This window comes from uncultured Shewanella sp. (assembly GCF_947501665.1).
Lineage (GTDB): Bacteria > Pseudomonadota > Gammaproteobacteria > Enterobacterales > Shewanellaceae > Shewanella.
Map to the genome: position 1 here is coordinate 212,661 of NZ_CANMWS010000002.1, position 19,201 is coordinate 231,861.

Annotated in this window: 15 protein-coding genes; 6 read left to right on the forward strand and 9 right to left on the reverse strand. The window is 40.0% G+C overall.

The genetic code is table 11. The features are described from left to right. Positions 1 to 112: 112 nt before the first annotated feature. From Q0976_RS02365 to rlmD, 4 genes are all read right to left on the reverse strand, one after another. Positions 113 to 1,750 (reverse strand): CTP synthase, encoded by a 1,638-nt coding sequence (locus tag Q0976_RS02365; RefSeq protein ID WP_299490535.1) that lies wholly within the window; start codon positions 1,748 to 1,750, stop codon positions 113 to 115. A gap of 149 nt (positions 1,751 to 1,899) precedes the next feature. Continuing rightward, on the reverse strand, positions 1,900 to 2,700 hold the full coding sequence (gene mazG / locus Q0976_RS02370) for a nucleoside triphosphate pyrophosphohydrolase (protein ID WP_299490663.1): 801 nt from the start codon (positions 2,698 to 2,700) through the stop codon (positions 1,900 to 1,902). A gap of 56 nt (positions 2,701 to 2,756) precedes the next feature. Next, positions 2,757 to 4,973, reverse strand: coding sequence for a GTP diphosphokinase (relA, locus tag Q0976_RS02375; protein ID WP_299490538.1), 2,217 nt, complete (start codon positions 4,971 to 4,973; stop codon positions 2,757 to 2,759). Positions 4,974 to 5,090: 117 nt separating this feature from the next. Then, positions 5,091 to 6,452, reverse strand: a complete 1,362-nt coding sequence (rlmD, locus tag Q0976_RS02380) for a 23S rRNA (uracil(1939)-C(5))-methyltransferase RlmD (protein ID WP_299490540.1) — start codon at positions 6,450 to 6,452, stop codon at positions 5,091 to 5,093. A 94-nt stretch (positions 6,453 to 6,546) separates the two neighbouring features. On the opposite strand from rlmD, the gene barA reads away from it, so the two are divergent. The 6 genes from barA to Q0976_RS02410 all read left to right on the forward strand — a co-directional run bounded on the left by barA (position 6,547) and on the right by Q0976_RS02410 (position 15,424). Next, the gene (barA, locus tag Q0976_RS02385) at positions 6,547 to 9,336 is read left to right on the forward strand and encodes a two-component sensor histidine kinase BarA (protein WP_299490542.1); all 2,790 of its coding nucleotides are present in this window, start codon (positions 6,547 to 6,549) and stop codon (positions 9,334 to 9,336) included. Between the two features lies 1 nt (position 9,337). Then, positions 9,338 to 9,940 (forward strand): YjaG family protein, encoded by a 603-nt coding sequence (locus Q0976_RS02390; RefSeq protein WP_299490544.1) that lies wholly within the window; start codon positions 9,338 to 9,340, stop codon positions 9,938 to 9,940. A 163-nt stretch (positions 9,941 to 10,103) separates the two neighbouring features. Beyond that, positions 10,104 to 11,060, forward strand: coding sequence for an AEC family transporter (locus tag Q0976_RS02395; protein ID WP_299490547.1), 957 nt, complete (start codon positions 10,104 to 10,106; stop codon positions 11,058 to 11,060). Between the two features lie 186 nt (positions 11,061 to 11,246). Continuing rightward, positions 11,247 to 12,905, forward strand: coding sequence for a DNA repair protein RecN (gene recN, locus Q0976_RS02400; protein ID WP_299490549.1), 1,659 nt, complete (start codon positions 11,247 to 11,249; stop codon positions 12,903 to 12,905). 442 nt (positions 12,906 to 13,347) lie between these two features. Next, positions 13,348 to 14,853, forward strand: a complete 1,506-nt coding sequence (locus Q0976_RS02405; RefSeq protein WP_299490551.1) for a catalase — start codon at positions 13,348 to 13,350, stop codon at positions 14,851 to 14,853. A 79-nt stretch (positions 14,854 to 14,932) separates the two neighbouring features. Then, positions 14,933 to 15,424 (forward strand): ankyrin repeat domain-containing protein, encoded by a 492-nt coding sequence (locus tag Q0976_RS02410; RefSeq protein WP_299490553.1) that lies wholly within the window; start codon positions 14,933 to 14,935, stop codon positions 15,422 to 15,424. Between the two features lie 88 nt (positions 15,425 to 15,512). Here Q0976_RS02410 and Q0976_RS02415 read toward each other — a convergent pair whose 3' ends face one another. The 5 genes from Q0976_RS02415 to ribBA all read right to left on the reverse strand — a co-directional run bounded on the left by Q0976_RS02415 (position 15,513) and on the right by ribBA (position 19,192). Next, a complete protein-coding gene (locus tag Q0976_RS02415; RefSeq protein ID WP_299490555.1) occupies positions 15,513 to 16,007 on the reverse strand; it encodes a phosphatidylglycerophosphatase A in 495 nt (164 codons plus the stop codon). After that, positions 16,008 to 16,964, reverse strand: a complete 957-nt coding sequence (thiL, locus tag Q0976_RS02420; protein ID WP_299490557.1) for a thiamine-phosphate kinase — start codon at positions 16,962 to 16,964, stop codon at positions 16,008 to 16,010. Positions 16,965 to 17,028: 64 nt separating this feature from the next. Next, positions 17,029 to 17,436: a transcription antitermination factor NusB gene (gene nusB / locus Q0976_RS02425; protein WP_299490559.1), complete on the reverse strand. Its 408-nt coding sequence runs from the start codon at positions 17,434 to 17,436 to the stop codon at positions 17,029 to 17,031. A gap of 15 nt (positions 17,437 to 17,451) precedes the next feature. Continuing rightward, positions 17,452 to 17,928, reverse strand: coding sequence for a 6,7-dimethyl-8-ribityllumazine synthase (gene ribE / locus Q0976_RS02430; RefSeq protein WP_299006414.1), 477 nt, complete (start codon positions 17,926 to 17,928; stop codon positions 17,452 to 17,454). 160 nt (positions 17,929 to 18,088) lie between these two features. Then, a complete protein-coding gene (gene ribBA, locus Q0976_RS02435; RefSeq protein WP_299490561.1) occupies positions 18,089 to 19,192 on the reverse strand; it encodes a bifunctional 3,4-dihydroxy-2-butanone-4-phosphate synthase/GTP cyclohydrolase II in 1,104 nt (367 codons plus the stop codon). Between the last annotated feature and the right edge of the window lie 9 nt (positions 19,193 to 19,201).

The following is a 19,201-nucleotide window of genomic DNA, read 5'->3' on the forward strand; positions in this document are numbered from 1 at the left end:
AAAAATGGTTCTCAATTTTAAGCTGTCACCCAGTGATCCCACTCAAAATCTATCTGCAACAAAAAATAAAGGCCAGCCCTGTAGATGAGAAGCCGGCTCTGGTATATCACTTTTACGCTAAATCACGTTTTTGATGTGCATCAGCAGCAGCAATAAAACCTTCAAATAATGGCTGTCCATCACGAGGAGTCGATGTAAATTCAGGATGGAATTGACCCGCGACAAACCAAGGATGATTAGGTAACTCAATCATTTCAACCAGTTGGCGATCAGATGATAGCCCACTGAAAATAAGCCCTGCTTTTTCTAAGCGCTCACGATAATGATTATTCACTTCATAACGATGGCGATGACGCTCAACACACGTCACTCCTTGATATGCCGCCGCTGCTTTTGTGCCTTCAAGTAAATGACATAACTGTGCGCCCAATCGCATTGTTCCACCTAAATCAGACCCAGCATCACGTTGCTCGATATCACCTTCTTCGTTTATCCATTCGGTGATAAGACCAACAACAGGATGCGGTGTTTGAAGATTAAACTCTGTTGAATGAGCATCGCTCAGCCCTGCAACATGGCGAGCAAAATCAATCAGTGCTACCTGCATACCTAAACAAATACCAAAATAAGGTAAGTTATTTTCACGAGCATATTTTGCCGCTTGAATTTTACCTTCCACACCACGCTCACCAAAGCCGCCTGGTACCAAAATGCCGTCTAAACCTTCAAAAACTTCATCACCTTTTGCTTCAACGGTTTGCGAATCAATATATTTGATATTGACCGATACGCGCTTTTTAAGGCCTGCATGCTTTAACGCTTCATTGACAGATTTATAGGCATCAGGTAACTCGATATACTTACCGACCATGCCAATGGTCACTTCTCCATTGGGATTGGCTTCTTGGTAAATCACATTTTCCCATTCATGTAAGTCAGCCTCTCCACATTCTAAATGGAAACGTTTAATGACTAACTCATCCAAACCTTGAGAGCGAAGTAATGCAGGGATTTTATAAATACTATCAACATCTTTTAACGAAATGACAGCACGTTCTTCTACATTACAGAACAGGGATATTTTCGCTTTTTCATTCGCAGGTATCGCTCTGTCACCACGGCATACTAGCACATCCGGTGCAATACCAATTGAGCGCAACTCTTTAACAGAATGCTGAGTCGGCTTGGTTTTCACTTCGCCTGCTGCACCTAAGAAAGGTACTAGAGTCAAATGCATAAACAAAGTACGCTCACGGCCCAGTTCAACGCCAAGCTGGCGAATTGACTCTAAGAAAGGCAATGATTCGATATCACCAACCGTACCACCAATTTCAACGATGGCCACATCATGACCTTCACCGCCCGCAAGGACTTTTTCTTTAATCGCATTAGTAATATGTGGAATAACCTGAATCGTCGCACCTAAATAATCACCACGACGTTCTTTACGTAATACTTCTTCATAAATACGCCCTGTAGTGAAGTTATTACGACGGTTCATTTTAGTGCGAATAAAACGCTCATAATGACCTAAATCTAAATCGGTTTCAGCACCATCCTCTGTGACAAAAACTTCACCATGCTGCGTTGGGCTCATGGTGCCTGGATCGACATTAATGTAAGGATCCAGCTTCATAATGGTTACATTTAGGCCTCTGGCCTCTAAAATCGCAGCTAACGATGCCGCTGCAATGCCTTTACCTAGCGATGAAACCACGCCACCAGTAACGAAGATATACCTTGTAGTCATGCTGAACCTGAGAGTTAAAAAGTTGGAATATAGGTGCTTGTAAAAAAGCACTAGGACGGGACGACATTGTAGCAAAGTTACCCCGACTCGACAAATGAGAATTCACTTAAAATCGGGGATATTGCCATTTTTATTAAACAAAGATGCCTTTACTTATCTTTTTCTTCCTGCTTTACCGCATTCCAATGTGCGTCCAACTGAGATAAAGTATGTTCAGTCATAGGCCTTCCTGACGCCGCCACTTTTTCTTCGACGCCCCTAAAACGCCTTTCAAACTTTCGATTTGCCAGTCTGAGCGCTTGTTCAGGATCCACCTTTAAATGCCGAGCCATATTCACCACAGCAAACAGCAAATCCCCCATTTCATCAGTGACATTATCTTGTGACACTTGAGCTTGATTAACCTCATCAAGGACTTCAATTATTTCTTCCTGTACCTTAGCCACAACAGGTTCAAGCGTATCCCAATCAAATCCAACTCGAGCCACTCTTTTTTGTATTTTAACCGAGCGGCTCAACGCCGGTAAGGCTAATGGAATATCATCAAGCGCTGAGTTCAATTGCCTTTCATGACGCTCTTTCTCTTTTAAAGACTCCCAATTTTGTTTCATCACATCACAGCTTTGAAAATCTTGCTCAGTAAACACATGAGGATGCCGATTAATCAGTTTATGACAAATTTTATCCACCACCACACCGAAATCAAATAGACCTTGCTCTTGACCTAGTTGGCAATAAAACACCACTTGAAATAATAAATCCCCTAATTCACTGGGCAATTCATCTAACGCCACTCGCTCTATGGTATCGGCCACTTCATAGGCTTCTTCCAATGTAAAAGGTACAATGGAGTCAAATGTTTGTGCGAGATCCCACGAACATCCCGTTTCAGGATCCCTTAACTTGGTCATAATATCTAACAAAGGTTGAATATTCTGCTCAACGTTCATGTCAATCTGTTGTGTCTCAACTCGGTCACTCTTTTGCCCCTGCTGGTTTTTTTGCATTATGCTCTTCTCGCTTCACTCACGCCTTCTACCTGACTTAATTTAGCGATCACTCTTGATAGAGCATCCAAATTATAAAGCTCCAATTGTAGCTCTATCATTGCGGTTTGTGTTTTTACATCCGATGATGAACTCATTGATAGTACATTAGATTTTTCAGCCGCTAATACAGATGTTAAATCTCGAAGCAAACCAGAACGATCATTTGCAATCACCTTTAAACTGATCTTATAACCACCAGAATAATTCTCACCCCAAACCACATCCACGCTACGTTCAGGCTGTTCTTTCATCAACTCTTTGAGTTGTTCACAATCAGAGCGATGGACTGAAATCCCACGTCCTTTAGTAATAAAACCAAAAATTTCATCTCCAGGTACAGGCTGACAACAACCCGCAATATGGCTCATCAAGTTACCCACACCATTCACTTCTACTTGACCTTTGCCCTTAGTGCTCGCCGTGCTGGGTTTATGCTGACTCTTTTTAACCAATTCCTCAACCACAGCGTCATCGGACATAGCCTGTGGTTTTAGCTGACTTTGTACAAAGTTCACCACTTGGTTTAATCGAACATCTCCCCCACCTATCCCTGCTAGCAAATCATCCATGCCTACCATATTAAAACGCTCTACAGCGGGTTGTGCATCTTTGACTTTTAAATTAATCCGCGCAAGTTCAGTTTCTAGGATCTCTCTGCCCGCAACAATATTCTTATCTCTGTCTTGCTGCTTAAACCAATGCTGAATTTTAGAACGTGTACGAGAAGTTCGAATATAACCTAAATTAGGGTTAAGCCAATCACGTTTGGGATTAGGTTGGTTAGAAGTGATAATTTCAACACGTTGTCCAGTTTCTACTTGATAGGTAAAAGGCACGATACGACCGTCTACTTTAGCTCCAATACATTTATGCCCCACTTGCGAATGAATATAATAAGCAAAATCAAGTACCGTTGCCCCTTGAGGTAAATCAATCACCTCACCACTGGGAGTAAAAACATACACCCGATCTTCAAAAACTTGACTGCGGACTTCTTCAACAAGATTACCACTTTCAGCCACGTCTTCTTGCCATTGTAAAATCTTGCGCAGCCAATTAATTTTTTGCTCATAACCACTTTGCTTACTGGTATTAGCACCTTCTTTATATTTCCAGTGAGCCGCAACCCCTAACTCCGCATCTTCATGCATTTGCTCAGTACGAATTTGAATTTCAACGGTTTTGCCTTCAGGACCAACCACAATAGTATGGATTGATTGATAACCATTGGGTTTAGGATTGGCAACATAGTCATCAAATTCTTTTGGGATATGATGCCATAGCGTGTGAACGACACCTAGCGCCGCATAACAATCTTGCAATCTGTCAGTGACAATACGCACCGCACGAACATCAAACAACTCATCAAATTTAAGTTGCTTGCCTTTCATTTTTTTCCAAATACTATAAATATGCTTAGGACGGCCATACACTTTAGCGCGAATATGATCGCTATCTAACCGCGTTTGCAATTGATGAACAAAATCATCAATAAACGTTTCTCTATCTAAACGTTTACCATCTAATTGTTTGGCAATATCTTTATAGGTTTGTGGATGTAAATAACGAAAAGAGATATCTTCTAATTCCCACTTTAATTGTCCAATACCCAATCTGTTGGCCAACGGGGCATAAATATCAGCAATTTCTCTCGCTATCAGTACCCGTGTTTCTTCATCTGCAGTTTTGATTTCCCTGAGTAAACAAATACGTTCAGCCAGCTTTATCACAACCGCACGCACATCTTCCACCATCGCCAGTAACATACGACGAATATTATCTATTTGTGGGGCATTGCCTCGAGATTGCTCAGTCACTTTCAACGCGCCAATGGCATTCATTATTTCCACGCTACAGACAAATTTTGCCAGTGGCGCACCAAAGACTTCTTCTAAATCTGTTTTTTCAATTAAATGCTCATCGAACGCCACAAAAATAATGGCCGCTTGTAAGGTTTCAATATCCATATTCAGCGGAGCTAAGATTTCTATCATCTCTCGACTGCGCTTAAGCACATCACCTGTTGGCGCTTTTTTCTTTGAAAGTAGCTGCTCTACTTTATTCAGCAAAGTCAGTAACATTTGCGCTTCATCGCTATCACTAATATACCGATTTACCCACTCTTCGAGTTGAAATTGAGGATCGCTAAAATGTGCTTCACGAACAGATACCATCAGAGATTCCTTTGTTGTACTTAGAAAAATGACACAGATTGTTATGTCAACGAGAGGTTCTCTCTCATTAGCCATCAGTTTTTAACAGACACTCAGCATTATTCATTAATAAGAGCATCATTTCTTTAATTCAAATAACACCATAGACTCAAGATGATGAGTTTGAGGAAACATATCGATCATTCCCATTTTTTTCAATTGGTAACCTTGCTGTAGGATTAATTCAGCATCTCTTGCTAAACTGGCAGGGTTACAAGAAACATACACTATTGCACTGGGTTTAAGCTTTTTGAGCCTCTTGAGTGTTTCATAAGCGCCCGCTCTAGCAGGATCTAATAATATTTTATCCACTTTGCCAAGCCAAGGCTCTTTTGATAAGTCACTGCTTAAATCGGCATGGTAAAACGACACATTGTTAACACCATTTTGCTGCGCATTCATTTGCGCTTGCTTGACCATAGCAGGTACACCTTCCACTCCAATAACCTCTGCACCCGTTCGCGCTAATGGCAAACTAAAGTTACCAACACCACAAAACAAATCTAACACTCGTTCTTCTTTTTTCGGTGCTAGCCATTGTATCGCCTGTGACACCATCAAGGTGTTAACTTGACCATTTACCTGAATAAAGTTGCCCGCAGAAAAATGTAATTTATCATCATGTAACGCATAAAACGGCTGTAACACTCCCGTTAAAGACTCACTTTCTCCTTCATTATTTAATAACAAGAGGTTAATGGCTTGTGTTTGTCCAAAATCAATCAGTTTCTGCTTATCTTTATTCGATAAATGTGTGGTTATTCGAATGACAGCAAAAATACCATTATCAGCTTGCGTTAATTCAAGGTGACCTAAAGATTTTTTCGCATTTAATTGATTAAATAACTTAGCAAATAAAGGAATTAAAATCGATAAGTCTTTAGCCAAGACTGGGCAAGATTGCACCTCAACCACTTCACTGGTATTTTTGGCTCTAAACCCCAGACTAATATGCTTTGTTTTTGGGTTATACAAAGTGGCTAACCGAGCTCTGCGCCTGTAATGCCACTCTTTATTGAATAGAGATTTCGCCAATAGCGTACCGGCTAAGTCTTTGGGTTCGCCAAGCTCTTGCCCGTTTTTAGCCAAAAAACGCTGAAATAAGTCCACCAAAGTATGTTCTTTATGCTCCCTTTGCGCTTCAGTGGATAAATGTTGTAAATCACATCCACCACACTGCTGATAATGTTCGCATAAAGGCTCAACCCTTTGAAGTGAATGTTGCTCAACATGAAGTAATTTGGCTCGAGAAAAAGTCTTTTTTTGCTCTGTTAATTGCACTGTCACTTTTTCACCCGGTAGGCTGTTTGGAACAAACACGACCTTGCCTTGATAGTGAGCAATACCGGCCCCTAAGTGATCCAATTGACTGACATCAAGCATAAGCTTACTCGATAAGGGTTTCTTTTTATGGGTTGTCGCTTTAAAAAACTGTGCCATTTAGGCCTCTAAATAGATAAAAAACTGGCCAACATGGCCCAACTTCTGGCAATATATGAAATAATTTCACTAAGTTACGGTCAATGACGACTCAATGAACAATGCCAATAACATGGCCAAATACAGCCTGCGCTCTTGGGTTCTGGTACTGGCATTAGCGCCGACTATTTTAGTCGGTATACTATTAGGAAGCTATTTTACCATAAATCGGTTCTATGAGCTTGAAGAAACGCTCACAGAACAAGCGAGCAATATTATTGAGCCTTTAGCGATTGCCGCAGAAGCGGGATTAGAAAATAACGATTTTGAAACAACCAAACGCCTCATTACTTCAGCGCAACTTAATAAACCCTCATTGGTTCAGTTCATTGCCATTTTCGATAATGATAATCGCGTCATAGTTACCTCTCATCATTACAAAAATCATGAGTTTATGCGATTTGAACAGGCTGCAGACCGTTTAAAGGAAACGGAAATAGAACATTTAGGTGACAGTTTAATTTTACGTAGTCCCATTTTCTCCACCAAAAATCATTTAATCCAATCCTATAATAACCCATCAATGCAACCACAATATAAAGAAAAAAAATTAGGTTACATTGCCATTTTGATTAATAAAGAAAATGCACTCTTAGAGCAGCACCGTGCTGCGGTGGCCGCATTTATTATTGTCCTTATAGGTGTCCAACTCAATTTATTGTTTACCTTTAGATTGGTGAAAAATGTCACTCAACCCATTACCGAAATGGTCAGGGTTGTCGCAAAAATTCGAGAAGGAAAACTCGACACCCGCTTAACGGGTAATTTAATCGGTGAACTCGACTTACTCAAACGTGGTATTAATGCCATGGCGGGGTCCTTATCCGAATATCATGAAGAAATGCAACAAAATATCGATCAAGCCACGCTGGACTTACGAGAAACTTTGGAGCAAATCGAAATTCAAAATGTGGAACTCGATTTAGCCAAAAAACGAGCCCAAGAAGCCAGTCGCATTAAATCCGAATTCTTAGCTAATATGTCTCATGAGCTGCGCACTCCATTAAATGGCGTTATCGGCTTTGCCAAGCAACTGCTAAAAACACCATTGCATTCTAGCCAACAAGATTACATCACAACCATTGAACGTAGCGCCACAAATTTATTAGGGATCATTAATGATATTCTGGACTTCTCTAAATTAGAAGCGGGCAAAATGACATTAGAAAACATGCCTTTTTCCTTTCGAGAGACAATCGATGAAACAATTATCTTATTAGCGAATAGCGCTTATGAAAAAAATCTCGAGCTCGTCATTGATATCGATCCGAATATTCCTGAAGATGTCTCGGGCGATGCAATGCGATTTGGACAAATCATTACTAACTTAATCGGTAATGCCATTAAATTTACTGATAAAGGGAGCATTCTTCTCAAAATTCAGCTTACGACTCTTATCGATAATCAAATATGTTTAAAATGTGAGGTCAGCGATACGGGAATAGGTATCGCTCCTGACCAACAAGCTGAGCTTTTTCAGGCCTTTGGCCAAGCTGATTCATCCATTTCCCGTCGCTTTGGTGGCACAGGATTAGGCTTAGTGATCACAAAACGCCTAGTCAACCGAATGGGAGGAGAGATAGGCTGTGAATCCTCCGTTCATTCAGGCTCTACTTTTTGGTTTACCTTTAATCTGCAACAAAGCCAATACCCAATAAATATTCCCTATAATATTAAGGCATTAAAAAATAAAAGCTTGCTCTTATTTGAACCAAGAGCTTTATCTCATTCAGCCACAGACAGGCTATTACAACTTTGGGGATTACAGGTTAGGCTTGTCCGCACACAAGAAGAACTCGAAAGCTTACTCATACACACCGATAGACATTTTGATTTTGCACTCATGAGTAGTATCGGATTATTAGCGCCCGAGCTTTCAGCCAAACAATTTAAACAAGTAAACAATAAGTGTGACTATGTATTAGTCATCGCTCACGGGTTGGATCAGCAAGAAAGCCTAACACAACTCTATCCTTCAATGGATAAACTCCTTCCTGGCCCATTAAGTGAAAGAAGTTTAGCAAAAAATTTACTCCACCCCAATAGCCATTCACAGGAGTACTTACCCGCTCAGCCTCACATAACACCGACCATCACCCAAGAAAAACTCAGTGTATTTGCAGTAGATGATAATCCAGCTAATTTAAAATTAATCGATACTTTATTAAAAGAACTTGTGACTAATGTCACTGTTACCGACAGCGGTGAAAAAGCAGTCATGCTAGCAAAACAAAGACGTTTCGATCTTATTTTCATGGATATTCAAATGCCAGGTACCGATGGACTTAGTGCAACAAAACAAATACGTCATGAATCATTAAATCGTAATACCCCCATCATTGCCGTTACCGCTCATGCCATTGCAGAAGAGAGAGAACACATTAATGCTTGCGGTATGAATGACTATTTACCTAAACCTATCGATGAATCCGCGCTTAAAGATATCATCCAAAAGTGGAAAACACGTCCAACGTTTACCCATTTTGATCCTAATACCCTAAATTGGGAGCTCTGTTTATCTCAAGCCAATAATAAACCCGACTTAGCAATCGATATGTTAAAAATGCTAATCGACTCATTACCAGGCACCCAAGATAACATTCAACAAGCACTTGATACTTCAAATAGTTCAACGATGCTAACCCATGTTCATAAATTGCATGGTGCCAGTTGTTACTGCGGTGTTCCCAGAACACAAAAGCTGTGCCACGAAATAGAATCTGCTTTGAAAAAAGAAGTAGCGCTTGATGACATCGAACCAGAAATCCTTGAGTTACTTGACGAGCTAACTAAGGTAGAATCAGCAGTCGCTCAACTTATCTCACAGCTATCTTCGGACCGATAAAATGACAAAAAAAATGGGATTTTTCAAACGCCTCAAAGCGTTAGAACTACCACAAAAAAAATTATTTGCCATTGCGCTTTGCCAGCGCATGCTGCCTAACTACCAATTATTCTCAGATGTCGCTGAGTTTGGTGATCCCCAAGTACTCGATACCTCACTCAATCTTCTTTGGCAGTCCATGTATGACGCTAAATTGAAACTCAATATTGATCTTCATTTAGAACGACTTGAACTGAATACTCCTGAACCTGAAGATTTTGATATGTATGGCGTTTACCCAGCAATGGATGCCGCTGTAGCATTAACATCTTTACTGAGTGCCATGCAAAGTAAAGTCGAAGATGATATCGTCAATGTCAGTAAACTGTCTTCTAGTACTGTCGCGAACTATATTGAAGCAACCTGTGACATTGAATTTGATAAAGCATCAGCATTAGACGATTACATCTTTGAACATGAAGTCATGCAAGAAGAAAAAGATATGCAAAATACATTATTAGATATTATTGAAGCACAAGTAAAAATCACACCCAACTTCATCAAAGATTTACGCCGTGATATTGTCGCAGTAGGGATCTCTAATATCGGCATTAGCGCGCCATAACAAGAATAATCTCTTCGCCAAGAGTGTACTCAGTGATAGCCCCTTCAAGGCTATCACAAATCTTAGCTGCCTTATTATGATAAAAAGCTCGCCTAATACTAAATTTATTTTAAAAGGAGGAGGCCACATTGAAAAAATCAAAACACTGCAATAGGTTAACGTTATGCCGCTTATTTTAACCCCACTCATGGCCATTGTCTTCATCATGTTACTGGGGGCCATCATTCAAAAAATTAAAGTTCTGCCTAATAATGCCGATCAAAGTCTTAATTTATATGTCTATTATGTCGCTCTTCCTGCAATTATTATCGCCGCGCTATCAAACACTCCCATAGATGAAATTCTACAATGGGGCTTTATTATCAGCCTCACCTTGGCAATGTTACTTTCTTACGGTTTATGCATTATTGTCTCGTTAATTTTCAATCCTAAAAACCACTCCCTAGCCGCTATCAGAGCACTCAACGCCACCTTTGGTAATACCGCTTTCATTGGTATTCCAATAATGATGTTGCTATTCCCTCAACAGCATAACGCGCTCACCGCAGCCGCTGTTGCCAGTTTAATTTCTATCTTAATGTTTGCTATCACCTTAGTAACAATTGAGCTTCAGCTTAATAAACAACACGGTTCAGGCTTGACCATCATTATGCGCGCTTTAGGCACTAACCCTATTGTTATTGCTGGTATTATAGGTATCACTTTATCAAGCCTGTCTTTCACATTATTTGCACCTCTAAACTTAATGCTTAATCAAATTGGCGCAACCTCAAGCCCCTGTGCACTCTTTGCTATTGGAATGGCCCTAGCCAAAGCTCCAAGACAAGTGGGCACAGCAAATACTGAAAAAATAAAGGTGACTGAATTATGTGCAATCAACTTCGTCAAACTACTCCTTCAGCCCGTATTGGCTTACTGTTTACTTTTCGCTTTAAACGTGGAACATCAGCTGCTTATTATGGGGGTGATTTTATCGGCTTTACCTACAGCAGCAAGTGTTTACTTACTGGCACAGCGCTATCAAATACGCACATTAAGCAGCGCCTTAATAGTACTGCTCGGAACGCTGCTCAGCTTCTTAAGTTTGCCCTTAATTGAAACACTGTTAACCAAGGGCTAAAATCCCTCCTATCTGACATACGCCTGCAAACACTTTTGGCGCCACATTAAGCAAATTTTTTTCAGTGGATGAAAAAAACGGCATTTGATATAGACAAACTATTTACTGTATAAAAAAACAGTCTATACTGTATAAAAAAACAGTCCACTGTCTATCAATACAGTATTTAGAGAAAGGGACATCGTTATGCTTTGCCAACTGAGTATCAATAATTTTGCTATTGTGCGTTTCCTCGAGTTAGATTTCAAAGCGGGAATGACCAGCATTACTGGAGAAACGGGTGCAGGAAAGTCAATTGCGATTGATGCATTGGGTCTTTGCTTAGGTAATCGCTCTGATGCCAATGCTGTGCGCAGTGGCGCCAATAAAACCGAAGTAAGTGCTCGATTTACCCTCATTGACGTACCACTTGCTAAACGTTGGTTAGAAGATAACGATCTTGAACTCGACAATGAATGCATTCTCAGACGCACTATTGGTAATGACGGTCGCTCTCGCGCCTATATTAATGGTAATCCAGTTCCCTTAGCTCAATTAAAATCGCTTGGACAATTACTGGTTGGGATCCATGGCCAACACGCTCACCACGCCATGCTTAAAAGTGAACACCAACTGACCCTATTAGATAATTATGCCAATCATAAGTTGTTACTTGAAAGTGTGAATCAAAGCTATCAACGTTGTAAAACAGTGGAAAAAGAGCTCAAGCAATTAGAGAAAACTCAACAACAAAGACTCGCTAGAAAACAACTGCTGCAATACCAAGTTGAGGAACTTAATGAATTCGCAATAGAAGAAAATGAATTTGAGCAAGTTGAAGCAGAACATAAAAAATTAGCTAATGGCACAGAATTAATTCAAGCCTGCCAAAATCAATTATTTTTATTACAAGATAACGATCAAGCCAGCATTGAATCTTTATTAAATAATGCCATTACTCAAGCTCAAACGCTTGAAGGTTTCGATCCCAAACTTGAAAATATTTCCAATATGCTCAATGATGCATTTATTCAAGTTCAAGAAAGCAGCAATGAATTAACACACTACCTCAATGGATTAGAGCTTGATCCAGAACATTTTGCGCATCTAGAACAACGCTTGTCTAAGATAATGCAGCTTTCAAGAAAACACCAAGTGCAACCTAATGAGCTCTATGTGCGTCATCAGGCTTTGTTAAATGAACTGAATGATCTTGACTCAGATGAAGATAAACTTGAAGACATTCAGATGCAACTTCTTCAATCAAAGACCTATTATTTAGAGCATGCCAATAAGCTTCACCAAAGCAGGTGTCGTTATGCCAAAGAGCTCGATAAAAAAGTGACTCGCTCAATACATGAATTAAATATGCCTAAAGGCAAATTTACCATCGATATACAATTTAATGAAGACAATATGTCTCCCCTTGGTTGCGATAGTATTGAGTTTCTTGTTTCCACCAATCCAGGGCTGTCACTTCAACCCTTGGCCAAAGTCGCTTCAGGTGGTGAACTCTCACGTATTGGTCTCGGGATCCAAGTGATCACAGCAAAAAAAGTGGCTACACCCACCTTAATTTTTGATGAAGTCGATGTGGGAATTTCAGGTCCTACTGCGGCTGTTGTCGGTCGTATGCTTCGTACTTTAGGAGACTCTACCCAAGTATTTTGTGTGACACATTTACCTCAAGTCGCTGGAAATGGACATCAACATATGTTTGTCAATAAGCATACAAAAGCAGGGAATACTGAAACCAGTATGGTGCCGTTAAATAAACCTAAACGCATTGAAGAGTTAGCACGTTTACTGGGTGGGGATATGATCACTAATAATACCTTAGCCAATGCTAAAGAGTTACTTCAATAAATATGGCTATGTTCCTCGTGCAACTCACTCATGCACGAGGATACTGAGATAGCAGCCAATCAGCTGCTCTAAAATAAACAAGAAAACACCATAATAAAAACAAAAAATAAACAAAATAGACATATAAAAACCAGACAAAAAAGTCAATTTGCTGTCAATATCATTATATCCCTTGTTTCCTTTCCCCCGATATTCTCCATCGCCTTATCAAAAAAATCATTTTATTCATCCAAAATATATTAGTAAGCAACTGATATAAATATTATTAATAAAAACCTCCATCATAGAAAATTGCCGACGTATTGATGACTATCTCTATTTAATCTGCGCACTAATCGATTTTTCACATTTAAATAATCGATAAAAGTCGCTGCAATTAATTGGTTATTTCGATAATACTTGTCTGCATAACTAGTACAGATGATTTACTTGGAGAATAACGATGAAATTAACCAAAAGTATTACTTGTCTTTGTATAGGACTCACATTTAGTGTGCAAGCTGATGTTATCACACGTGACAATGGCGCCCCCATCGGTGATAACCAAAACTCCACAACCGCAGGCAGTAATGGCCCAGTGCTTCTACAAGATGTCAATCTTATACAAAAGCTTCAACGTTTTGCTCGTGAACGCATTCCTGAAAGAGTTGTCCATGCTCGCGGTACTGGCGCTTATGGTGAATTCGTCTCAGATGGCAATTTTAGCCAATTAACCCGCTCCGCTCCCTTTGCTGAAAAAGGTAAAATTACACCTGTCTTTGTTCGTTTTTCAACTGTCATTCATTCCAAAGGATCACCTGAAACATTAAGAGATCCTAGAGGCTTTGCGACAAAATTTTACACTGACGAAGGTAATTGGGATTTAGTCGGTAATAACCTACCGGTTTTCTTTATTCGTGACGCCATCAAATTCCCAGATATGGTTCACTCATTAAAGCCTTCCCCAGTAACTAATTTACAAGATCCTAATCGTTTTTTTGATTTTTTTAGTTATGAACCCGGTGCCACTCATATGCTCACTTGGGTTTATACAAACTTAGGCACCCCCGCAAGCTACAGAAAAATGGATGGTTGGGGAGTTCATGCCTACAAATGGATAAATAAAGACAATCAAGTCAATTATGTTAAATTTCATTGGAAAAGTCAGCAAGGGGTTAAAGGTTTAAATAGTGAGGAAGTCACGAAAATACAAGGGAAAAATTTTAACCATCTGACAGATGATCTTTATACTGAAATTAATAAAGGCAATAACCCTAAATGGGATCTATACGTCAAGATATTGAAACCTGAAGACTTAAATAATTTTGACTATAACCCATTAGATGCGACCAAAATGTGGCTTAATATTCCTGAAATGAAAGTGGGTACTATGACCCTTAACCGAGTACCAGATAACTTTTTTCAAGAAACAGAACAAGCCGCATTTGCACCATCAAATTTAATACCTGGTATTGAGCCTTCAGAAGATCGCTTATTGCAAGGCCGTATTTTTTCTTATGCCGATACTCAGTTATACCGCTTAGGGGCTAATTTGTCACAAATTCCAGTGAATCAAACACTAGTGCCAGTCAAAAATTATAATCAAGATGGACAAAGTAATAACGGTTACACGCAATCCAATATCAATTATCAACCTAGCCGCCAAGTTGCTCTAAGCGATGATGCAACCTATAAAAGTGTTAACACACCAGTGAGTGGCAATATTGAACAGTTAGCAATAAAAAAACAAGATAACTTCTCTCAAGCCGGTATCTTGTATAGAAGCTTATCAAAACAAGACAAAGCAGATTTAATTTCGAATTTAGCAGGTGATCTGGGTCAAGTAAGCAACCCAACAATAAAATACACCATGCTAAGTTATTTCTACAAAGCTGATAGTGACTTTGGCAGTCGCCTAACTCAAGCTGTCAATGAAGACATTTCAAAAGTCAAAGCAATGAGCAAGTAAATCCGGCCAATGAAAAGAGCTAATAAGTTTGATGGCTCTTTTCATTTTCTTTTTACTCAACACCATAAGGCCAACGACTATGAGACGCTTTTTTTTTATACTTATCATCATTAATGTCATATTATTTGGCTTAAGCAACACCGTACAAGCTAAACCTACCAATAGTCCTGTAGATAATACAATCGATAATAGTGCGGATATTAACGAGCTTATTAACTATTTTTTTGCCGCTGCAAGAACCGGTAATAATGAAGTTATTAATCGATTTTTAGAGGCAGGTTTTCCAATTAACCAAGTCAATAATCAAAGCTATACACCCCTAATGGTTGCAGCATATAACGGCCAATACGATACAACACAATTATTACTACAACATGGCGCGAATGCATGTCTACAAGATAAGCGAGGCAATACCGCCATTATGGGTGCACTTATTAAAGCCGAAGTGAAAATAGCACGTTTACTGTACACTCAACAATGTGACGAAAACTTAACGAATAAATCGGGTTTAACAGTGAATGAATTTGCACAATATTGGGGGCAATCTGAAACACTTAATATTACTCAATAAGCGTCATTTTATGAATATGAACATCATTGATTTTCAACAGCTAACAATAGGGTTTAATAAACCCTATTGTCGATTTATACCTTGATACTTATGAAAAATTAAACGCCAGTACTTGTAAGCAAAATAAAGCAAGGATCCCAGCCAGCACATCATCGATCATGATGCCAAAACCCCCATGGACGTGTTTATCTAACCAACGTATTGGCCAAGGCTTAATAATGTCAAAAAAGCGAAATAATACAAAACCAATCCCGAGCCATAATAGACCCGCCGGCGCAGCAATCATGGTGATCAATAACCCAATAACCTCATCCCATACAATCGCTCCGTGATCATGCACCTGCATATCTTTTGCCGCTTTACCGCAAATATAAATACCCAAAATGGCACCTACAGCCACACACAAGATATAAACAGGAAAGCTTAACTGCATCATCAATAAATAAAGAGGAATGGCCGCAATGGTACCAAAGGTTCCTGGCGCCTTCGCCGCTAACCCTGAACCAAATCCTAACGCCAAGAAATGAATAGGGTTGCGTAAGGATAAACGTAATAACGCTTTATCTTTAGAAAGTAAATTCATTTAAAAATGCTCAAATCCACAATGAGTAACGTCAACATCCTCTCCGTTACACTGTAATTTTAATTGCTCACCGGTTGTGATTTGGCCAATTTTAGCAAATGTCACCCCCGCATGAGCTAACGAGGTTTCTAGTGCCCCTTTTTGGGATTCAGGCACAGTAAAGAGTAACTCATAATCTTCCCCTCCTGTTAAAGCATAGCTTAAAGCTTGATCATGAGAAATCACACTTTGTAGAGAGGCGGATAAAGGAACAGTATCAACATCAATTACCGCACCAACATGAGATGCTTTAATGATATGATTGAGATCAGAGACTAAACCATCTGATAAATCAATCGCACTGGTCGCCAGTTGACGTAAAGATTGACCCGCTAATACGCGAGGAGTGGGGTAATAGTGTCTGTTAATTAAATACGCTTTATCAGCCGCATTCACTTCATGTTTTCCACGTAAAATATCCAAACCTAGTGCTGAATCCCCTAAAGTTCCAGTCACATAGATCCAATCTCCATTACGTGCTCCACTGCGGGTTAATGCTTGATCTTTGCTGACTTTTCCATTAATGGTAATACAAACACTTCTAGGACCGCGCGTTGTATCCCCACCAATCAAAGACACCCCATAATATTGGGCTGCTTCAAATAAACCATCACTGAATTCACTCAGCCATGACTCATCAACATCTGGCAAAGTTAATGCCAGCGTCATCCATGCAGGTTCCGCCCCCATTGCCGCTAAATCAGATAAGTTAACCGCTAATGACTTATAACCCAATGCATGAGCGGGGATATCTTTATAAAAATGCACCCCTTCAACTAAAATATCACAGGATATTGCAATCGACTTATTCTCGGTTGCTTCGACTAAAGCACAGTCATCACCAATTCCCAAACTCACATCTCGACGCACAGATGAGCGACTGGTAAAAAAACGTTCAATTAATTGGAATTCTTTCACAATAGCAATCACATTTATAAAATCATAGCTAAAAAAAACGGTATCCTTAAGATACCGTTTCCGTTTATTTTTTACGTCCCACTAATTTATCAAGTATTCCATTGACAAATTTATGACCGTCTTCAGCACCAAAAGCTTTCGTTAGCTCTATTGCCTCATTTATCGCCACTTTATAGGGGACATCTTTACGATAAGTTAACTCGAAAGTCGTTAATCGTAAAATGGCTTTTTCAACCGGATCCACTTCTTCAAGTGGACGTTCCAAATGAGGAGCAATCAGCTCATCCAATTGGCTTTTCTTCGTCGCAACTCCAGTGAACAACTCACGGAAATAAGCGACATCAACGCCCTCTACAACATGTTCAGTTAAAAATTCATGTTCAACATCGGCAACATTATTACCGCTTAATTGCCAAGAATAAATAGCCTGAACGGCTAAACGGCGGGCCTTACGGCGCTCAGAAGGCTTCATTACTGGTTCCTAATCTTACAACTGTGCTTCAAGTTCTTGCAGAACGTTAACCATTTCAAGCAAACTCAATGCAGCTTCGCCACCTTTATTGCCTGCTTTTGTACCAGAACGCTCAATGGCTTGTTCTATGGTATCGGTCGTTAATACGCCAAATGCAACAGGAAGATCATATTCAAGTGCCACTTGAGCTAATCCTTTATTACATTCACCTGCAACGAAATCAAAATGGGGAGTACCGCCACGGATCACTGCACCCAATGCAATAATACCATCAAATTTAGCACTTGCCGCAACACGACGAGCCGCTAAAGGCAGTTCAACAGCACCAGGAACTCGCACTACAGTGATATTCTCATCTGCAACTTGTCCAAAGCGCTTAAGTGTATCCACCGCCCCTTCAAGTAAACTTTCAACAAGAAAGCTGTTGAAACGCGATATTACAATCGCAACCTTGGCATTTTTTGCTTCGATATTACCTTGCACTACGTTCATCATTCTACCTAAATTTAGCTTAAATTACCCAGCATAAGGGCGGAGAAGGCGGTATCATACCACAGCCACCTTCAGTGATCCTTATGCAATTGATATGAAATTCTCTAACTGGCTTTTTACAATCCTCAACAACTTAAATCAAGTCTCATGCGAGTAAAAATCAATCAGAAATATAATCTGTCACTTCTAAACCAAAGCCTGAGAGTGAATGATAGCGCTTGGGCGAGCTCAACAAACGCATAGTCGTCACGCCAATATCCGCTAAAATTTGTGATCCCACTCCGACGCGTCTTGAGGTACCAGTCCATTTAGCAGAACTCGGCGCTTGACCGTCATCTTCGGCAGCAAAAGCTTTAACTTTTGCAAGAATATCATCATTGCTTTCATGATCAGCCAATAATACTAACACTCCCCCCTCTTGTGCAATACGCTGCATTGCTTTATCAAGTGGCCAACTACGCTGCTGATTTCTTTCAGAATACAAAAGATCATTAAAGGTATTTTGCAAATGAACACGTACCAAGGTATTGTCCCTTATATCCCCTTTAATCAAGGCATAGTGCAACTGATTGTCGATAGTGTCTTTAAAAGTGATCATTTCAAACTCACCAAAACGCGTAGGCAATTGGCACTTTTCTTCACGAACAACGGTCGTCTCTTTGGTATTACGATATTCAATTAAATCAGCAATCGTTCCCATTTTGATATCGTGTTTTTCAGAAAAAACTTCCAAATCTGGACATCTCGCCATCGTGCCATCTTCATTCAAGATCTCAACAATCACCCCCGAAGGTTCAAACCCTGCTAAACGAGCTAAATCACAACCCGCTTCAGTGTGACCGGCACGAATGAGGACGCCTCCTTCTTGTGCCATTAAAGGAAAAATATGCCCAGGTTGAACTAAATCCGCCGCTTTGGCCTCCTGTGCAACAGCCGCTTTAACAGTCACAGCTCGGTCTTGGGCAGAAATGCCCGTCGTGACACCTTCAGCAGCTTCTATTGATACAGTGAAGTTAGTCGAGAACTGAGCATTGTTATTACTGACCATCAAAGGCAGGTTTAACTGTTTGCAACGTGCCTCAGTCAATGTTTGACAAATCAGCCCTCTACCGTATGTGGCCATAAAATTGATCGCTTCAGGTGTCACGCAATCGGCAGCCATAATAAGATCGCCTTCATTTTCACGGTCTTCGTCATCCATGAGGATCACCATTTTTCCGAGACGAATATCTTCGATGATCTCTTCTATACTGTGTAATGCCATTAGTCGAAC

Coding starts and splice junctions, on each gene's coding strand:
- recN (WP_299490549.1), top strand. CDS start 11,247: ATGCTTTGCCAACTGAGTATCAATAATTTTGCTATTGTGCGTTTCCTC.
- ribBA (WP_299490561.1), bottom strand. CDS start 19,192: ATGGCATTACACAGTATAGAAGAGATCATCGAAGATATTCGTCTCGGA.
- nusB (WP_299490559.1), bottom strand. CDS start 17,436: ATGAAGCCTTCTGAGCGCCGTAAGGCCCGCCGTTTAGCCGTTCAGGCT.
- Q0976_RS02365 (WP_299490535.1), bottom strand. CDS start 1,750: ATGACTACAAGGTATATCTTCGTTACTGGTGGCGTGGTTTCATCGCTA.
- Q0976_RS02405 (WP_299490551.1), top strand. CDS start 13,348: ATGAAATTAACCAAAAGTATTACTTGTCTTTGTATAGGACTCACATTT.
- Q0976_RS02395 (WP_299490547.1), top strand. CDS start 10,104: ATGCCGCTTATTTTAACCCCACTCATGGCCATTGTCTTCATCATGTTA.
- relA (WP_299490538.1), bottom strand. CDS start 4,973: ATGGTATCTGTTCGTGAAGCACATTTTAGCGATCCTCAATTTCAACTC.
- Q0976_RS02415 (WP_299490555.1), bottom strand. CDS start 16,007: ATGAATTTACTTTCTAAAGATAAAGCGTTATTACGTTTATCCTTACGC.
- barA (WP_299490542.1), top strand. CDS start 6,547: ATGAACAATGCCAATAACATGGCCAAATACAGCCTGCGCTCTTGGGTT.
- ribE (WP_299006414.1), bottom strand. CDS start 17,928: ATGAACGTAGTGCAAGGTAATATCGAAGCAAAAAATGCCAAGGTTGCG.
- rlmD (WP_299490540.1), bottom strand. CDS start 6,452: ATGGCACAGTTTTTTAAAGCGACAACCCATAAAAAGAAACCCTTATCG.
- Q0976_RS02390 (WP_299490544.1), top strand. CDS start 9,338: ATGACAAAAAAAATGGGATTTTTCAAACGCCTCAAAGCGTTAGAACTA.
- mazG (WP_299490663.1), bottom strand. CDS start 2,700: ATGAACGTTGAGCAGAATATTCAACCTTTGTTAGATATTATGACCAAG.
- Q0976_RS02410 (WP_299490553.1), top strand. CDS start 14,933: ATGAGACGCTTTTTTTTTATACTTATCATCATTAATGTCATATTATTT.